The organism is Neisseria sp. (genome assembly GCF_030523955.1).
Lineage (GTDB): Bacteria > Pseudomonadota > Gammaproteobacteria > Burkholderiales > Neisseriaceae > Neisseria.
Genome location: NZ_JAUNHL010000016.1, coordinates 1 through 16,615 on the forward strand (window position 1 = coordinate 1; position 16,615 = coordinate 16,615).

The 16,615-nt window shown below is 53.9% G+C and carries 12 protein-coding genes and 1 pseudogene; 9 read left to right on the top strand and 4 right to left on the bottom strand.

Annotated elements, in window-relative coordinates:
- The 4 genes and pseudogenes from Q4C79_RS04855 to Q4C79_RS04870 form a co-directional block, all read left to right on the top strand.
- Positions 1-1,571 (top strand): class I tRNA ligase family protein (locus Q4C79_RS04855; RefSeq protein WP_303089902.1); only part of this gene is annotated, 1,571 nt, incomplete at its 5' end.
- A 215-nt stretch (positions 1,572-1,786) separates the two neighbouring features.
- Positions 1,787-4,630, top strand: coding sequence for a hypothetical protein (locus tag Q4C79_RS04860; RefSeq protein WP_303089903.1), 2,844 nt, complete (start codon positions 1,787-1,789; stop codon positions 4,628-4,630).
- Between the two features lie 232 nt (positions 4,631-4,862).
- Positions 4,863-5,291: pseudogene (locus Q4C79_RS04865) on the top strand (IS630 transposase-related protein); the annotation flags it as partial.
- Positions 5,292-5,720: 429 nt separating this feature from the next.
- Positions 5,721-6,614 carry an IS110 family transposase gene (locus Q4C79_RS04870; RefSeq protein ID WP_303089943.1) on the top strand — a complete coding sequence of 298 codons (894 nt, stop codon included), beginning with the start codon at positions 5,721-5,723 and terminating at the stop codon, positions 6,612-6,614.
- 159 nt (positions 6,615-6,773) lie between these two features.
- On the opposite strand, the gene Q4C79_RS04875 is transcribed toward Q4C79_RS04870, so the two are convergent.
- Genes Q4C79_RS04875 through Q4C79_RS04885 form a run of 3 tightly spaced genes read right to left on the bottom strand, consistent with a single transcriptional unit; the run spans position 6,774 to position 8,099 of the window.
- Positions 6,774-7,145: a VanZ family protein gene (locus tag Q4C79_RS04875; RefSeq protein ID WP_303089904.1), complete on the bottom strand. Its 372-nt coding sequence runs from the start codon at positions 7,143-7,145 to the stop codon at positions 6,774-6,776.
- Entirely contained in the window at positions 7,139-7,342 is a 204-nt protein-coding gene (locus tag Q4C79_RS04880) for a dioxygenase (protein ID WP_303089905.1), read from the bottom strand. The genes Q4C79_RS04875 and Q4C79_RS04880 overlap by 7 nt, the downstream gene beginning before the upstream one ends.
- A 28-nt stretch (positions 7,343-7,370) precedes the next feature.
- Positions 7,371-8,099: a YebC/PmpR family DNA-binding transcriptional regulator gene (locus Q4C79_RS04885; RefSeq protein WP_303089906.1), complete on the bottom strand. Its 729-nt coding sequence runs from the start codon at positions 8,097-8,099 to the stop codon at positions 7,371-7,373.
- 409 nt (positions 8,100-8,508) lie between these two features.
- On the opposite strand from Q4C79_RS04885, the gene Q4C79_RS04890 reads away from it, so the two are divergent.
- Complete coding sequence (locus tag Q4C79_RS04890; RefSeq protein ID WP_303089907.1) at positions 8,509-9,642, top strand: calcium-binding protein; 1,134 nt, start codon at positions 8,509-8,511, stop codon at positions 9,640-9,642.
- Between the two features lie 432 nt (positions 9,643-10,074).
- Here Q4C79_RS04890 and Q4C79_RS04895 read toward each other — a convergent pair whose 3' ends face one another.
- Positions 10,075-11,862: a 2-isopropylmalate synthase gene (locus Q4C79_RS04895; RefSeq protein WP_303089908.1), complete on the bottom strand. Its 1,788-nt coding sequence runs from the start codon at positions 11,860-11,862 to the stop codon at positions 10,075-10,077.
- 211 nt (positions 11,863-12,073) lie between these two features.
- Between Q4C79_RS04895 and Q4C79_RS04900 the strand changes: the two genes are divergently transcribed.
- The 4 genes from Q4C79_RS04900 (at position 12,074) to prmA (ending at position 16,538) form a co-directional block, all read left to right on the top strand.
- Positions 12,074-13,189: a class I SAM-dependent methyltransferase gene (locus Q4C79_RS04900; protein ID WP_303089909.1), complete on the top strand. Its 1,116-nt coding sequence runs from the start codon at positions 12,074-12,076 to the stop codon at positions 13,187-13,189.
- Positions 13,190-13,628: 439 nt separating this feature from the next.
- Positions 13,629-14,081 (top strand): acetyl-CoA carboxylase biotin carboxyl carrier protein, encoded by a 453-nt coding sequence (gene accB / locus Q4C79_RS04905; protein WP_303089910.1) that lies wholly within the window; start codon positions 13,629-13,631, stop codon positions 14,079-14,081.
- A gap of 104 nt (positions 14,082-14,185) precedes the next feature.
- Positions 14,186-15,547, top strand: a complete 1,362-nt coding sequence (accC, locus tag Q4C79_RS04910) for an acetyl-CoA carboxylase biotin carboxylase subunit (RefSeq protein ID WP_303089911.1) — start codon at positions 14,186-14,188, stop codon at positions 15,545-15,547.
- A gap of 100 nt (positions 15,548-15,647) precedes the next feature.
- Complete coding sequence (prmA, locus tag Q4C79_RS04915) at positions 15,648-16,538, top strand: 50S ribosomal protein L11 methyltransferase (RefSeq protein ID WP_303089912.1); 891 nt, start codon at positions 15,648-15,650, stop codon at positions 16,536-16,538.
- The last annotated feature ends 77 nt before the right edge of the window (positions 16,539-16,615 follow it).

A 16,615-nucleotide genomic window follows, 5' to 3' on the forward strand; every position in this document is an offset into this window, starting at 1 on the left:
ACCAATGGATGAACAACATCCAAGACTGGTGCATCTCGCGCCAATTGTGGTGGGGCCACCAAATCCCCGCCTGGTATGATTCAGACGGCCGCATCTACGTTGCCCGCACGCAGGAAGAAGCCGAAAAACTTTCAGGCGGCAAACCGCTGACCCGCGACGAAGACGTATTGGACACTTGGTTCTCCTCCGCCCTCGTGCCGTTCTCCACCTTGGGCTGGCCGTCTGAAACGCCCGAACTCAAAGCCTTTCTCCCCAGCAGCGTATTGGTAACGGGCTACGAAATCATCTTCTTCTGGGTGGCGCGCATGATTATGATGACTACCCATTTCACCGGCCAAGTACCTTTCCGCGACGTATACATCCACGGCATGGTGCGCGACCACGAAGGCAAAAAAATGTCCAAATCCGAGGGCAACGTCATCGACCCCGTCGATTTGATTGACGGCATCGGTTTGGACGAGCTTTTGGTCAAACGCACCACCGGCCTGCGCCGCCCCGAAAAAGCGCCGCAAGTCATCGAAGCGACGAAAAAACTCTTCCCCGAAGGCATTCCTGTGTTCGGCGCCGACGCATTGCGCTTCACCATGGCGAGCTACGCCAGCTTGGGGCGCAGCATCAACTTCGATTTCAAACGCGCCGAAGGCTACCGCAACTTTTGCAACAAATTGTGGAACGCCACCAATTTCGTGCTGATGAACGCAGAAGACAAAGACTGCGGCCAAGACGAAACCCAGCCGCTGGCCTATACCTTCGTCGACCAATGGATTATCGGCCGCCTGCAGCAAACCGAAGCCGCCGTAACCGAAGCCTTCGACACCTACCGTTTCGATTTGGCCGCGCAAACGCTGTATGAATTCGTGTGGAACGACTTTTGCGACTGGTATATCGAATTGGCCAAAGTGCAGCTGCAAACCGGCTGCCCGACCACGCAGCGCACCACCCGCCGCACCCTCGTGCGCGTGCTCGAAGTCATCCTGCGCCTGCTGCACCCGATTATGCCCTTCATCACCGAAGAGCTGTGGCAGGCCGTTGCCCCGCTGGCCAACGCCAAGAAAACCGACAGCATCATGCTGGCGCAATGGCCCATGGCCGACGAAAGCAAAATCGTTCAGACAGCCTTCGGCCAAATGGCCGCGCTGCAAGACCTCATCGGCGCCGTACGCAACCTGCGCGGAGAAATGGGCATCGCGCCGAACGTGAAAGCCCCGCTGTTCGTCGAAGGCGGCGCCACTTTGGAAGGCCTGTTGAAATACCTGCCCTCCATGACCCGCCTCACCGAAGCCAACCGGGTGGAAAAGCTGCCCGAAAGCGAAGACGCGCCCGTCGCCGTCTGCCAAAACGCCCGCCTGATGCTGAAAGTGGAAATCGACAAAGCCGCCGAAATCGCACGTTTGGGCAAAGAAGCCGAGAAGCTGCAAAAAGCCCTCGACAAACTCAACGCCAAATTGGGCAAACCCGGCTACACCGAAAAAGCCCCTGCGCATCTGGTGGAAAAAGACCGGGCCGAGTTGGCCGAATTGGAAGACAAAATGGCGAAAGTGCAGGCGCAATTGGCGAAATTGGGAAGTTAAACTACAAAAATGGATCACGTTGTTTACATAATGACTACCGGCTGATTTGCTTTAACGGTTTTCCGTTCTTTGCTCCTGCGTGTTCATTTTCAATTCGAATGCAGGCCTGTCTGAAAAACTTTTCAGACAGCATTATTCCAACCCAACGGGACCGTACTATATATCTAGTACAAACCTATACGCCCTAAGCTGAACATATTTTATTAAGGTTTGCTATGAATTTTCTAACCAGCGATGCCCCGGTCAATAAGATTGAAAAAATCTGGATGGCTAATGCCACTTTCTTCATCGAAGGTCTGGCCTATCTACCGGGCTATAATGCCCCTGACTACCGCTACCTACACAAACATATCAAATTCAGAAACTTGCTCAATGAGGATGAAGCAGAATTTGTGCTGGGAACGGTTCCCAAGAAAGAGCTGGGCAGCCAGCCGCACAATGGCAAAAATTACAACTATACGGCGGCAGGTACGGCGACCATAGGCTTTAAGGGAATTGATATCGGCTTTTTGGAAAACGGAATTTACGAAATCCAAATCTCCGTTTCAGCCGATAAAGATATCCGTAACTATGCCGGTTTAGCGTTGGCGGATGCGGGTTTGGACAAGCATTCAGCGGATGAATTTTCGGAATACCGGCTGTTTGCAGACGACAGTAAAGTTTATCTGGCGAAAAGAGACATTTTTGGCAGGGATGTGCCCTCAGGCAGCCACATCAGCGTAGAAAATTTTTGGGCCGACGGCACGGTTTTCCATGTAGAGGGAGAGTTTATCGTTCCTGACGCCCCACTGAGCAATTTTACTAAGGGCAAATATTATCTGATTGCCCAGCAGCACATTACCAAAAAGCAATATGTGTTCGAGCTGGGGCAAGTGCGTAAAAATAATCTCGGTGCCAAAATCGGTAAATCGACAGATGATTATAACGCCAGCTATTTTGCCACACTGGGGCTTAAAGGTATTGAAACCCACCAACTCAAGCCGGGTATTTATGATCTATATGTTTCGCTGGCATACGGCAACAAAATCTTCACCGCTAAGCTGGATAAACAATTGAATACGGAAAGCTTGCATGCGTGTACGCTGGTAAACAGCGAATCACCTCTTCAACCGATGGAACAAAAACTCCCTAATGACCCTAAAAAAGTACAAAAATTGGCAGAACTTGCCAACCAGCAAAAAGATTGGAGGCAAGCTGCGGCATATTCCATTCATTTGCAATACATGCAGCCCGACATGTGGCAGGGATACTGGTGGGCAGGTAATGCATATAAAAATATGAAACAATATGACAAGGCTGAAGCGCAGTTTAAATTGATGACCGAAAAACTGCCCCATCTGCACCACGGTTTGGAAGGGATGGTGAGCGTTGCCCAACAACAAAATCAATGGGAAGAGGTAATTTCAAGATCTTATAAATTCAGAGAGGGCTTTCCAAATCTGTGGCACAGCTATTGGTGGGCGGGGCATGCTTACAAAAATCTCTCCCTCTACGAAGAAGCAAGAAACGAGTTCCGCTTGCTTCAAAAATTATCTCCTGAGAGCCATCGGGGGCTGGAAGGTTTGGTTAATGTATATCAATACGAGCAAGATTGGAAATCCGCAGCAGCATTTGCAGAAAAACTGTTCCATTCATTCCCCAACCTCCCGGTATCTTATGCTCTGCTGATTACCAGCCTGAAGGGGAACAATCAGATAGACAATGCCATTCAGTATGCACAGCAGTTTGTCGGCAAATTTCCGGAGCTTGAGTTAGCGCACAGATATTTGGCGGTTACGATGTGCCAGAATTTTGATTTTGATGCGGCTTATCCTTATTACGAAAATTATCTCAACCAATTCGGTCGGGATAAGAATAATGAACACCATGTCATTTATTTAAAACAGAGCTTGGGCTTATACGAAGACGTATTGGCACACTATAAACAAAAACTGCCCAACCCAAACACCGGATCACCGTATTCTTCATTGGCCCAGCTGGCTAAAATCAGCCAGTGTCTCAATGATTATACTGAAACAATCAAATATTGGGATTTGTACAGAAAAAAATGGATTCAATCCGAAAATACCGTAACGGCGGCATTAAGAAACAGTACGCCCGATAATAAACCTTTGAATATCTTGATTCATGAAAAATTGTCTCAAAACCTGAATGAAGAAGCCAAAGATTTGTTTGAATCCGACCGAGCGAAATTGGAAGGAATCGATGTACTCAGATTCTCTTCTTGGTTTGACTATTTGCAGAACAAACAATCCTCTAATGAAAACACTCTGCCGGTAGTAAAAAACACCATCCAGTCTTTATGGATCGGTAATGATTTGGGTATCGTTCAACAGCTGTGTTTGGCGTCTTATCTGTATCACGGCCACGAGGTCCACTTATATTGTTATCAAAATTTGAAAAACATACCCAAGGGCGTGGTTGTTAAAGACGGCAATGAAATCCTGCCTGAAAAAGATATTTTTTATTCACACGGCTCCCCCGCTCACTTTTCGGATTGGTTTAGATGGAAAATGATTGCAATGGAAAGCGGGTATTGGGTGGATATGGATGAAATATGTTTAAAACCTTTTGATTTCACCGAAGACTATGTATTCGGATATGAAGGCCATGCAGTTGCCAATGCTGTTTTGAAATTCCCTTCACATCACCATCTGGTGGAATTGATGGAATTTATGAGCCAGAACCCCAATCAGATCTTGCCTTGGGATACCCGTCAGGATATTGAACGCAAACAAAAGCGTATTCAAAAAGGTCTAGGCAGAGAGCATACACTTTGGGGCGAATCAAGCGGTCCTACCGGCCTAACGAAAGCCTTGCTTTATTTCAATATGGATAAATTTGCTAAGCCTTACTATTATTTTTACGGTTTAAACAGCATCCAAACGAGAAGAATGCTCCTAGACCAAAATTTTGATGCGCGTACTTTATCCGACAATATGTATGCGATGCACGTTTGGAATAATACTTTTCGAAAAACCGATTTGTATCAACAAGGTAAAAACGTTAGCAATTCCATATTACAGCACCTGATTGATAAATACCAAGATTTCATGTAACCCGGTACTTTGAAAACGGAGTTTTTATCCCAATTAATATAGCCAACGAACTTAAGTTTTCATACGATTCAAAAATGACCTATTCCACCGATATGCGACGGCTCGTATTGAAAAAAGTCGCAGAAGGACACTCCGTTAGAAAAGTAGGTAAAGAGCTCGGTATAGACTTTACCACTATCCAACGTTTGGGAAAAAGCAACCGAAAACCGGCGGTTATCCGAAACAGCGAAAGCCTGTCAAAATTGCTCCGGAAGCGTTGGAAGAAGATGTTGCCAAATATCCTGACGATTATCAGCCCGAACGTGCCAAACGGTTCGGCGATTCGGCAACGGCCATCAGAAAGGCTCTAAAATGTCCGGAGATTAGCCAAAAAAAGATGTTCCGTCATCCCAAAAGCAATCCTGAACAGTGCAAGCATTGCTTGAGGATTCTGCACCGTTACCGTTGCAGGGAAAGAAATATTGTTTTTATCGATGAAAGCGGGCTTCTCAAAAGTAGCATGCGGCGTTATGACTACGGCAAAATCGGAAAGCTCTGTTATTCAACTTATGATTGGCAGGTTCGGAATCAGACTGATACAACCGGGGTATTAGGCGATAATAATCTGTTTATGTTCGAATTATTTTATTTCAATATCAATAAGGATATTTTTTTATTTTAGGTGGGGAGCGTACTGATTCCGGAGTTACCATCGGCCAGTAATTGTTGTGATGGACAATGTGGCATTTCATAAGGGGGGAGGAAATTATTTGGACCTTGTCTGAAAAAGGGCATTCTATCTGGCGGCTGCCGCTATATAGTGAAATTCCTAAAAAACCAAACTGAATAAGCTAAGCTTTAGTCCGGCAGCGATTTTGCCGGGCTAAAACCCAGCCTTGTATATCGAACATACCGTATCATAGCAGGCAACACCCGCACGACCGCCACCCGTGCCCAGCCAAGGCCGACAACCGCAGCGTAGCTTAGGGAGCGGACGAGCAACCCATCAACACAACCGGACAGTTGCACGACAACACAACCGAATGCAAGGCAGGTTTATGATGAGTACGCAAAACTACGGCGGGATCGACATCGCAAACGCAATTTCGTCATCGGCATCACGTCTTCCCGAAAGACCAAAACCGAAACCAATAACGAAAAAGGGTTCCTCCACACCATCGGATACTTTCAAAAACACCAGGTCTCACTCGTGGTGATGGAAAGCACCGGCGGGCTGGAAATCCCCTTGGCCAAAGCACTGCACCGCACAGGCTTCCAAGTCATCATCGCCAATCCGCGTCAGACGAACCAGTTCGCACGGCCGCAGTCGCTGACCAAAACCGATGCGGCCGATGCCAAAATGCCCGCGTTTTATGCGCAGATGACCGCACAAAAACCGGATTGGCAAAGCCAACTCTATACGCCGCCGGACGAAGCACAGGAAGTGCTCGAAGCCCTCGTCAACCGCAGAAACCAATTGGTTGAAATGCGCGCTGCCGAAAAAAACCGTCTGCAGCAGGTTCATGAAACCCAAGTGCAAAGCGTCGAAGACTTAATCGCACACTTGGATACCCTGATTGCCGCATTGGACAAACAGATAGAGCAACACAACGATACCCGTTTCAACGGCAAAAGCAGTTTGCTGCAAAGCGTCAAAGGCGTTGGCCGCACGACCGCCGCCTCCTTATGCACGATGCTGCCGGAATTGGGCCGGGTGTCGCACAAACGGATTGCCGGACTGGTCGGCGTTGCCCCGCACCCGAGGGAAAGCGGGGAGTCGAAGTTCAAAAGCCGCTGCTTCGGCGGCCGCAGTGCGGTACGCAAAGCGCTGTATATGGCGGCCATGGTGGCGGCACACCACGAACCGCGGATTAAGGATTTCTACCAACGCCTGCGTTTGCGGGGTAAGCCGTACAAAGTGGAGGTAACGGCCTGTATGCGCAAGCTGCTGACGATTCTGAACGCGATGATGCGGGATCGTTTGGCGCAGGCAGAAGCCGTTTGACTGTACCGGCACATTGCTTGTTTTATTCAGATAACCGTTTTTGGTATTTTTGCCCGACGGGGTTAAAAATACAGTTGCTGCGGCTTGGATGCGGGCCGGCCTATGCGTGTGCATCCAATATTCCAACCCTATGCCTGTCTGAAAGCGAGTTTGCCCGAATCAGGTGCGGTTTCTCGTTAAACTCCTTACCAGCCAAAGCGCCAAGCCTGCACCCAGCAAATCGGCCGCGCCGTCGGCCCATTCGGCCGAGCGCGTTTGAGTAAACCAAAGCTGCGCCAGCTCGCTGCACAGCGCAAACGATAGTGCAAACACCAGCAGCGCTTTATAAGGCACCGGCTTTCCCGCATCGAGAAAGCTGCGCGCAAGCAGCCATATCTGCCCGAAAAACAGGCCGCAATGGGCAACTTTGTCGAAATACGGAAAGGGCGGCGGGGTATGGCCGTCGCTCTCGCGCAAAATGCCGTACCAGCACAGGCAGAACCAGGCGAGCGCAAGCACCGTGTATTTATTGAAAGGCAGTTTGTTCAACATTCTTCGTCCAACCATGTTTGGCAGATTCCGGCCAGGCGCACGAATTTGCCGCCCCTGGCGTTTAAAATATCGCGCCAGCGCGCCACCTCCTCCGCATCCGGCGCATCGTCCATGCTGCATTCATACAGCCAGAAATCCAGCGTTTCGCCCACTATGCCCGGGCTTTCGGTTTCCATTAATCGAAGCAATTCGCTCATCACCAAGCCTGTCTGAAAACCGGGCCGCTTATTCGTCAAACTGGAGCACGGCCGAAGTGTAGACGTTTTGCACATCGTCCAAATCTTCCAGCGCATCAATCAGCTTCTGCATTTTTTCGGCGTCTTCGCCGGTCAAAACCGTATCGTTTTGCGCACGCATGGTTACGTCGCCGTCTTCCGGTTTGAAGCCCGCCTCTTCCAATGCCGCCTTCACCTGCGCCCAATCGGCAGGTGCGGTAACCACTTCGATCATGCCCTCTTCGTCAACCAACACGTCTTCCGCTCCCGCCTCCAAAGCCGCTTCCATCAACGCGTCTTCATCCGCGCCGGCAAACACCAGATAGCCCTGATGCTGGAATTGGAAGGCCACGCAGCCGTCGGTGCCCAAATTGCCGCCGTTTTTGCTGAAGGCATGGCGCACGTCGGCCACGGTGCGGGTTTTGTTGTCGGTGAGGCAGTCGACCATCAGCGCCGCGCCGCCTATGCCGTAGCCTTCGTAACGCAGCTCCACATAATCGGCGCCCTCCACATTGCCCGTGCCCTTGTCGACGGCGCGCTGCACATTGTCTTTAGGCATATTCGCATCCCAAGCCTTGTCCATCGCCAAACGCAGGCGCGGATTGGACGCCGGATCGCCGCCGCCCAAACGCGCGGCAACGGTAATCTCCTTGATCAAACGCGTAAAAATCTTGCCGCGCTTGGCATCCTGACGCGCTTTCTTATGCTGGATGTTCGCCCACTTACTATGGCCTGCCATGATTGTTTCCTTAATATTTGCTGAAATTCAAAGGCGGCTATTCTAGCATTTTTCAGACAGGCATTGAAACGGACAATGCCTGCTCGAACGGATTTTCCGGCAAACGCATATTGAGACCTTTGCAAACCCCCGGATGCGGATGCAGTTCAAGGCCTAGCAGCGCAGCAGGCGCAGACATATCAAAGCGGGCGGGCAGCGCACAACGCAGAAATGCGCCGCAGATGTGAGCTTTGAAAAGGTCTCCGTTTGGCTTGCCGGAATACCGGCAGATGAGGAATGCCTGTCTGAAAAACGGTTTTCAGACAGGCATTGCTTCACCTTCTCCTCAAATATTCATTTATTTTTATTTCATATAATTATTTTTCAAGATATAATAATCTGACAAACTATTAATATAGGAGATAAATAAATGGCAACCATAAACAACGATATTATTGACGGCACCGCCGCCGCAGATCTGATTATAGCTATGGACGGCAACGACATCGCCAGAGGCTATTTCGGCAACGATATTATCTACGGCGGCTACGCAGACTACTCGTACGATGACGGCGACGACATCCTCTACGGCGGTTCAGGCGAGGACACTCTGTACGGCGGCAGCGGCAACGACACACTCTACGGCGACGAAGACAACGACATCCTTTACGGCGGCTACACAGACTATCCGTACGATGACGGCGACGATATCCTTTACGGCGGAGCCGGTGCCGACCAACTCCACGGCCATGACGGCAACGACGAACTGCATGGTCAAGAAGGTAACGATGAACTGACCGGAGGCTCGGGAGACGACGCCATTTACGGAGGCGAAGGTAACGATGTTATCTATGGAGACGAAAACATAAGCTATTTTTATGATAACTTTGTCGGCAACGATATCCTCTACGGAGGCAACGGCAACGACATCATCGCTGGAGGGTACGGCAATGACGAAATCATCGGAGGCAGTGGCGATGATATTTTATCCGACGGTAACGATGCCTATTTTTCAGGAGACCTCTACGACGTATATTCATTCGATGTCAGCGCCGACATCATCAACGGCGGCGACGGCAACGACACCCTTTCCGGCAAGTACGGCAGCAATACCCTTCTCGGCGGCAACGGCGACGATCTGATTTTCATGGATACGGAAGGCGGAAATTTAGGCGGCTTCTTAGCCGGCGACGCCGCCCGCTTCTACCAAGGAACCGGCAGCAATACCGTTAGCGGCGGAGAGGGTGCCGATACCTTCCGTTTCGAGTCTATTTTTTCTCCGGACAATGAACGCGATCTGATTACCGACTTTACCCAAGGCATAGACAAAATCCAGCTCGCCGCCCAAAACTACGCAGCCCTCGGCAGCCAAGTCGATGCCGGCGAATTGGCCTACGGCGCCGCCGCTGCCAACGCCGATCAGAAACTGATCTACAACCAAGCCGACGGCAAACTTTATTACGACGCCGACGGCGCCGGCGCAGAAGCCGCCATCCATCTGGCCACCGTCTTCAACGCCGGCTCGCCCGCCGCGCTTGACCACACCAGCTTTGAAATCGTGTAGTTTGGCTTGCCGGAATACCGGCAGATGAAAAATGCCTGTCTGAAAAATATGTTTGCAGACAGGCACTTTATCTTAATATATAGTCATTTAACACAGAACGATACGGCCTTGCTGCGGCTTGCCGCACTATAGTCGAATAAAATAAGGATGAGACAAGGCGGCAAGCTGCAGACAGTACAGATAGTACGGCAAGGCGTAGCAACGCTGTATCATTCTGTGTTAAATGACTATATCTGTACTGTCTGCGGCTTGCCGCCTTGTCTCGTTCTGTGTTTGTCGACTATAGCTACGCAGGCCGGATACTTGCATCCGACATCCCAAGCGGCTTACTGCACGCCATGCCGGATTTAAAAATCCGACCTATGCAAACGATAAAGCCTGTCTGAAAGAAGGTTTCAGACAGGCTTGATGTTGCCGCTCAAACAGCCGCTGTCAAATCGGGCCCTGTGCGCGGATGCGTTCCGCGCTGTATTCCAATTTGCTCAGTGCGGAAAGATAGGCTTTGGCGGTGGCCGCCAGCACATCGGTGTCTGCGCCTTGGCCGTTGGCCACACGGCCGTTGCGGGCGAGGCGCACGGCGGTTTCGCCTTGGCTTTCGGTGCCTTCGGTTACGGCGTTGACGGAATAAATCTGCAAGGAGGAGCCGCTTTGCACCACGCTTTCGATGGCTTTGAAGATGGCGTCGACCGGGCCGGAGCCGGTGGCCTCGGCACGTTTTTCTTCGCCTTTGATGCTGAACGTCACCTCGGCGCGCGGCTCTTCGCCGGTTTCGGTGATGATGCGCTGCGAAATGAATTTATAGCTTTCCTGCGCCATGCTGTGCATTTCGTCGGAAACCAAGGCATGCAGGTCGTCGTCGAAGATTTCGCGCTTTTTGTCGGCCAGCTCTTTAAAGCGGGCAAACGCGGCGTTGAGCGCCTCTTCGCTGCCCAGCTCGATGCCCAAGTCGGCCAGCTTGGCTTTGAAGGCGCTGCGGCCGGAGAGTTTGCCCAGGCTCAGGCGGTTGGCCGCCCAGCCTACGGATTCGGCAGACATGATTTCGTAGGTTTCGCGGTGTTTGAGCACGCCGTCTTGGTGGATGCCGGATTCGTGGGCGAAGGCGTTGGCGCCGACGATGGCTTTGTTCGGCTGCACGGGGTAGCCGGTGATGGTGGATACGAGTTTGGATGCGGGCACGATTTGCGCGGTGTCGATGCCGGTTTCGAAACCGAATACGTCGTGGCGCACTTTCAGCGCCATGGTGATTTCCTCCAAAGAGGCGTTGCCCGCGCGCTCGCCCAAGCCGTTGACCGTGCATTCGACCTGGCGCGCGCCGCCCAATACGGCGGCCAGCGAGTTGGCCACGGCCAGCCCCAAGTCGTTGTGGCAGTGCGCCGACCACACCACTTTGCCGCCGCCGGGCGTTTTGGCAATCAGCTCGCGGAAAAAGGCTTCGGTTTTGTGCGGCACGGAATAGCCGACGGTATCGGGTATATTGATGGTGGTGGCGCCCGCTTCAATCACCGCGCCGCAGATTTCGGCGAGGAAATTGATGTCGGAACGCAGCGCGTCTTCGCAGGAAAATTCTACGTCGTCGGTATATTCTCTGGCGATTTTCACCGCTTTTACCGCAGCCTCCACCACTTTGGCCGGCTTCATTTTCAGCTTGTGCTCCATATGGATGGGGCTGGTGGCGATGAAGGTGTGGATGCGGCGTTTCGCGGCGGGCGCCAAGGCTTCGCCGGCCTTGCGGATGTCGTTTTCCACGGCGCGGGCAAGCGTGCATACGGTGGCGCGGGTCAGCGTTTTGGCGATTTCGTTGACGGCCTCGAAATCGCCCGGGCTGGCGGCGGCGAAACCGGCTTCGATTACGTCCACCCCCAGTTTTTCAAGCTGGCGTGCGATGCGCAGCTTTTCTTCTTTGGTCATGGCCGCGCCGGGCGACTGCTCGCCGTCGCGCAGGGTGGTATCGAAAATAGTAATGCGGTTATTGCTTGGCATGGCGGGTTTCTCCAGGGTGGTTTGTTGTGTCATGAAAGCGTTCAAATCCAGCGGCCTGCCTTGTTTTTCGGCCAAAGCGCTGAGCTTTTGCAGCTGCGAGAGCGGCAGCGAACCGCGGGTGCGCCATTTATAAATGGCGGCGGTGCTGGCCGCATTGTGCGGGTCTTGCTGTTTGAGGGCTTCGGAGAGCGCGTTCACGCCGCCGAAATAGGCAATCAAGCGGTCGATGTCCAATTGCATTTCTTATTTTACCTGTCTAAAAACAAAACGGTTGGGCCGATTATACGCAAATTGGACAAATTAGCAATCGGTTTTATCCAATCATGCTCAATTTATTTATTTTGCAAATATTTTTTATACTTTTTGTCTAATTTATTTTCAGACAGGCATGGTGCCCGCCCCAATGGATATTGAGATATACTTTCTCCGTTTTCCCCGCACCGACACGACCATGCCGCCCATCACCTTCCTTCAAAACCAAAGCGAACGCACGCTGGAGTGGCGCGTGCAAAGCATGCAGAAACCGCCGCGCAACATACTGCCTGCCGCCGAGTGCAGCGCCGATGCCTGTCTGAAAAACGCTTACGCACACACCGCCACTCTGTGGCAGGGCGATTTCCACAATGCCAAAAGCGTGCTGGCCGCAATCAAAAAACGGCTGGGCAAACCGGCGGGCGCATTGCCCGAAAGCCCCGCCGAAGCCTTTCATGCCCACCGCATGCGGCAGGCGCAACGGGCGCGGCTGGCCAATATGCTGTTGGTAGAAATCGGCGCGGAATACAGCTTGGATTTGCCGCGCGCGCCGGATGTGCGCAAGGCTTTGCACGACGTATACGGCGCGCCCGACGGTGCGCCCTTCCTGCTGCCGCTCAACCAACTGCTCGGCTTTATCGGCGCGCACGAATGGCATAAAAAAGGCATCCCCCTCCCCGTTCTGAACGGCCGCATCCATGTGCCTTTCGGCGTATTTTCCCCCTTGCGCGGCGAATATTTGGATTTAATCGCCGCAGCACCCTTGCCCGAGGGCTGCGCCAGCGCGTTCGACATCGGCACCGGCAGCGGCGTTATCGCCTGTCTGCTGGCCCGGCGCGGCCTTCCCCGCATCAGCGCCACCGACAACAATCCCCGCGCCATCGCCGCCGCGCGTGCCAACGTGGCGCGCCTAGGCCTGTCCGAACAGGTAAAAATCGAAGAAACCGACCTCTTCCCCGCCGGAAAAGCCGATTTAATCGTCTGCAACCCGCCCTGGCTGCCCGCCAAGCCGACTTCGGCGGTCGAAAGCGCGCTTTACGACCCGCAAAGCGCCATGCTGCAAGGCTTTTTAAACGGCGCTGCCGCCCATTTGAACGAAGGCGGCGAAGTTTGGCTGATTATGTCGGATTTGGCCGAGCATCTGGGGCTGCGCGCCCCCGGCACCCTGCCCGCCCTCATCCGCAACGCCGGCCTCTCGGTAAGCGGCCGGCACAACACCGCGCCGAAACATGCCAAAGCACACGATGCCGGCGATCCGCTTGCGTTTGCACGCATGAAAGAAACCACTTCGCTCTACCGTTTGCGGCCTGCGTAAAGCCACAATCCGCAAGGCCTGCCAACCCCGTTTCAGGCCGGTTTTTCGCAGAAAATAGGCAATATTTCCATATTTTGCTGGACATTCTGCAACAAAGTATAGAAAATGGGTTCTTGCATCAAAAAACCGGTCGTATCGCAAAACAGACCGTCCAAATTACTTTCGGCTGCTTTAATTAAGGATTTACCGGCATTTCATCACGCGGCAATCTTGCGGCAAAAATGCGTCCGCCGCATCGGAAATACCCGCAAGGCGTCCGGCCTTACCGTACTTTCCGCCTTGCATATGCGCTTGCGGATTTTGCCCGAAACCTGCCTCTCACGGATGGCTTGCCGACGGATCTTGGTGCAACAAAAATTCATGCCCCTCCGCAGGCTCCGGCAAGGCCGGGCCCAAAGCAGCGGCCGGCCCCATACTTACATGATTTCAAGGATTAAACATGGACTTACGCAAACTTAAAAAACTGATTGATTTGGTTGAAGAATCAGGTATCGCCGAAATCGAAGTAACCGAAGGCGAAGAAAAAGTCCGCATCACCCGCTCCACCGCCGCACAAACCATCTACGCCGCCCCGCCCGTGCATCATGCGCCCGCACCGGCGGCACCCGTCGCGCCGGCGGCGCCCGCCGCAGCGGAAAAGGCGGCGCCCGCCGACCATGCCAACGCGCAAAAATCACCCATGGTAGGCACCTTCTACCGCGCACCCAGCCCCACTTCGCCTCCTTTCGCGGAAGTAGGCCAAAGCGTAAAAGAGGGCGACACCCTCTGCATTATCGAAGCGATGAAGCTGATGAACGAAATCGAAGCCGAAAAATCCGGAGTAATCAAAGCCATCTTGGTAGAAAACGGCCAGCCGGTGGAATACGGCGAGCCTTTGTTCATCATCGAATAAACGTTTTTCAGACAGGCATTGCACCGATGCCTGTCTGAAACATTCCGCAGCAGCATATCCGTTTGCACGGCGCAAACCCCCTATCACTCCGAAGGAATCCTTACATGCTGAACAAAGTATTGATTGCCAACCGGGGCGAAATCGCCCTACGCGTGTTGCGCGCCTGCCGCGAAATGGGCATCGCCACCGTGGCCGTACACTCCGAGGCCGACCGCGACAGCCTGCACGTCAAGCTGGCCGACGAATCCGTCTGCATCGGCCCCGCACCCAGCCCGCAAAGCTACCTGAACATCCCCGCCCTGATCTCCGCTGCCGAAGTGACCGGCGCCGACGCCATCCATCCCGGCTACGGCTTTCTGGCCGAAAACGCCAATTTCGCCGAGCAGGTGGAGCATTCCGGCTTCGTTTTCATCGGCCCGCGCGCCGACACCATCCGCCTGATGGGCGACAAAGTATCCGCAAAACACGCCATGATCGAAGCCGGCGTACCCTGCGTGCCCGGCTCCGACGGCGCCCTGCCCGACGACGGCGCCGAAGTCCTGCGCATCGCCGACCAAGTCGGCTTCCCCGTCATCATCAAAGCCTCCGGCGGCGGCGGCGGACGCGGCATGCGCGTGGTTGAAAAAAGGGAAGACCTGCTCAAAGCCGTGGACATGACCAAGGCCGAGGCCGAGGCCGCTTTCGGCAATCCCATGGTATATATGGAGCGGTTCCTGCAACGTCCGCGCCACGTGGAAATCCAAGTGTTGGCCGACGGGCAGGGCAACGCGGTTTACCTGGGCGAGCGCGACTGCTCCATGCAGCGCCGCCACCAAAAAGTCATCGAAGAAGCCCCCGCCCCCGGCATCACGCAGGCCGAACGCGAAAAAATCGGCTCCGCCTGCGTGGCCGCCTGCAAGCGCATCGGCTACCGCGGCGCGGGCACCTTCGAATTCCTCTATGAAGACGGCGAATTCTTCTTCATCGAAATGAACACCCGCGTGCAGGTGGAGCATCCCGTCACCGAGCTGGTTACCGGCATCGACATCGTGCAGGAGCAAATCCGCATCGCCTCCGGCCTGCCCTTGCAATACAAGCAGAAAGACGTGCACATCAAGGGCCACGCCTTCGAGTGCCGCATCAACGCCGAAGATCCCTACACTTTCGTTCCCAGCCCCGGCGCCATCACCAGCTGCCACCTGCCCGGCGGCTTCGGCGTACGCGTCGACAGCCACATCTACCAAGGCTACCGCGTACCCTCGAACTACGACAGCCTCATCGGAAAAATCTGCGTACTGGGCAAAACCCGCGAACAGGCCATCGCCAAAATGCTGGTCGCACTTGACGAGTTGGCCATCACCGGCATCAAAACCAACACCGACCTGCACCGCGACCTCTTTACCGACAACGGTTTCCAAAAAGGCGGCGTCAGCATCCACTACCTCGAGCACTGGCTGGCCGAAAGAAAAGCAGCCAAAACAGAGTAGCCTGCACAACCGCCTGAAGCACTTCAGGCGGTTTCCAACGTTTTCAGACAGGCATTCCCGCAATCCCCCGCCCGTCCGCCCCCAACCCCGGAATACCTCCATGTACCGACAAATCACCATTTTCGTACACGAACGCGCCGCCGAGCCCCTGTCCGACTTTCTGATGGAGCACGGCGCGCTCTCCACCGCCATCGAAGACGCCTACGCCGGCACCGAAGAGGAACAAGCCATCTTCGGCGAGCCCGGCATGCCCGCCGGCCAAATCTGGCAGCGCAGCAAAATCATCGCCCTGTTCAACGAATACGACGATACCAAAGCCATCCTGCAAACCGCCTGCCGCGCAGCCGGCATCGAACTGCCGCCCTACGAATCGGAGCTTCTGCCGGAACAAGACTGGGTCCGCCTCACGCAATCGCAGTTCGACCCCATCAAAATTTCAGACAGGCTCTGGATTACCCCTTCCTGGCACAACGCCCCCGACCAGCAAGCCGTCAACCTCAAGCTCGACCCCGGCCTCGCCTTCGGCACCGGCAGCCATCCCACAACCCGCCTCTGCCTGCAATGGCTGGACAAGCACCTTAAAGGCGGCGAATCGGTATTGGATTACGGCTGCGGCTCCGGCATTCTGGCGATTGCCGCCCTCAAGCTCGGCGCAGGCAGCGCCGCCGGCGTGGATATCGACGAACAAGCCATCCGTGCCAGCAAAGAAAACGCCCTGCAAAACGATGTCCCAGCCGGCTTCCACCTTCCCGAAAGCCTTCCCGAAGGCCGCTTCGACATCGTGGTGGCCAATATTCTCGCCAATCCGCTGCGCATGCTGGGCGACATGCTCGCATCGCGCACCCGCACCGGCGGCCGTATTGTACTGTCCGGCATTTTGGAAGAACAAATCGAAGAAATGAGCGGCATCTACTGCCGGTGGTTCGACTTATCCCCCGCCCAAACCGACGGCGGCTGGGCCTGCATCAGCGGCACCAAACGCAGCGCCTGATGGCCGCAGGCCAAACCGAAGCGGTATCGGGCAGCGCTGACGCTTTATTTCTATAGTCGACGAAAATAAGAACGAGA

Bases quoted from the DNA above. Each gene is read 5' to 3' on its own strand.
- Q4C79_RS04860 (WP_303089903.1), top strand. From the start codon at position 1,787: ATGAATTTTCTAACCAGCGATGCCCCGGTCAATAAGATTGAAAAAATC.
- Q4C79_RS04875 (WP_303089904.1), bottom strand. From the start codon at position 7,145: ATGTTGAACAAACTGCCTTTCAATAAATACACGGTGCTTGCGCTCGCC.
- Q4C79_RS04880 (WP_303089905.1), bottom strand. From the start codon at position 7,342: ATGAGCGAATTGCTTCGATTAATGGAAACCGAAAGCCCGGGCATAGTG.
- Q4C79_RS04885 (WP_303089906.1), bottom strand. From the start codon at position 8,099: ATGGCAGGCCATAGTAAGTGGGCGAACATCCAGCATAAGAAAGCGCGT.
- Q4C79_RS04890 (WP_303089907.1), top strand. From the start codon at position 8,509: ATGGCAACCATAAACAACGATATTATTGACGGCACCGCCGCCGCAGAT.
- Q4C79_RS04895 (WP_303089908.1), bottom strand. From the start codon at position 11,862: ATGCAATTGGACATCGACCGCTTGATTGCCTATTTCGGCGGCGTGAAC.
- Q4C79_RS04900 (WP_303089909.1), top strand. From the start codon at position 12,074: ATGCCGCCCATCACCTTCCTTCAAAACCAAAGCGAACGCACGCTGGAG.
- accB (WP_303089910.1), top strand. From the start codon at position 13,629: ATGGACTTACGCAAACTTAAAAAACTGATTGATTTGGTTGAAGAATCA.
- accC (WP_303089911.1), top strand. From the start codon at position 14,186: ATGCTGAACAAAGTATTGATTGCCAACCGGGGCGAAATCGCCCTACGC.
- prmA (WP_303089912.1), top strand. From the start codon at position 15,648: ATGTACCGACAAATCACCATTTTCGTACACGAACGCGCCGCCGAGCCC.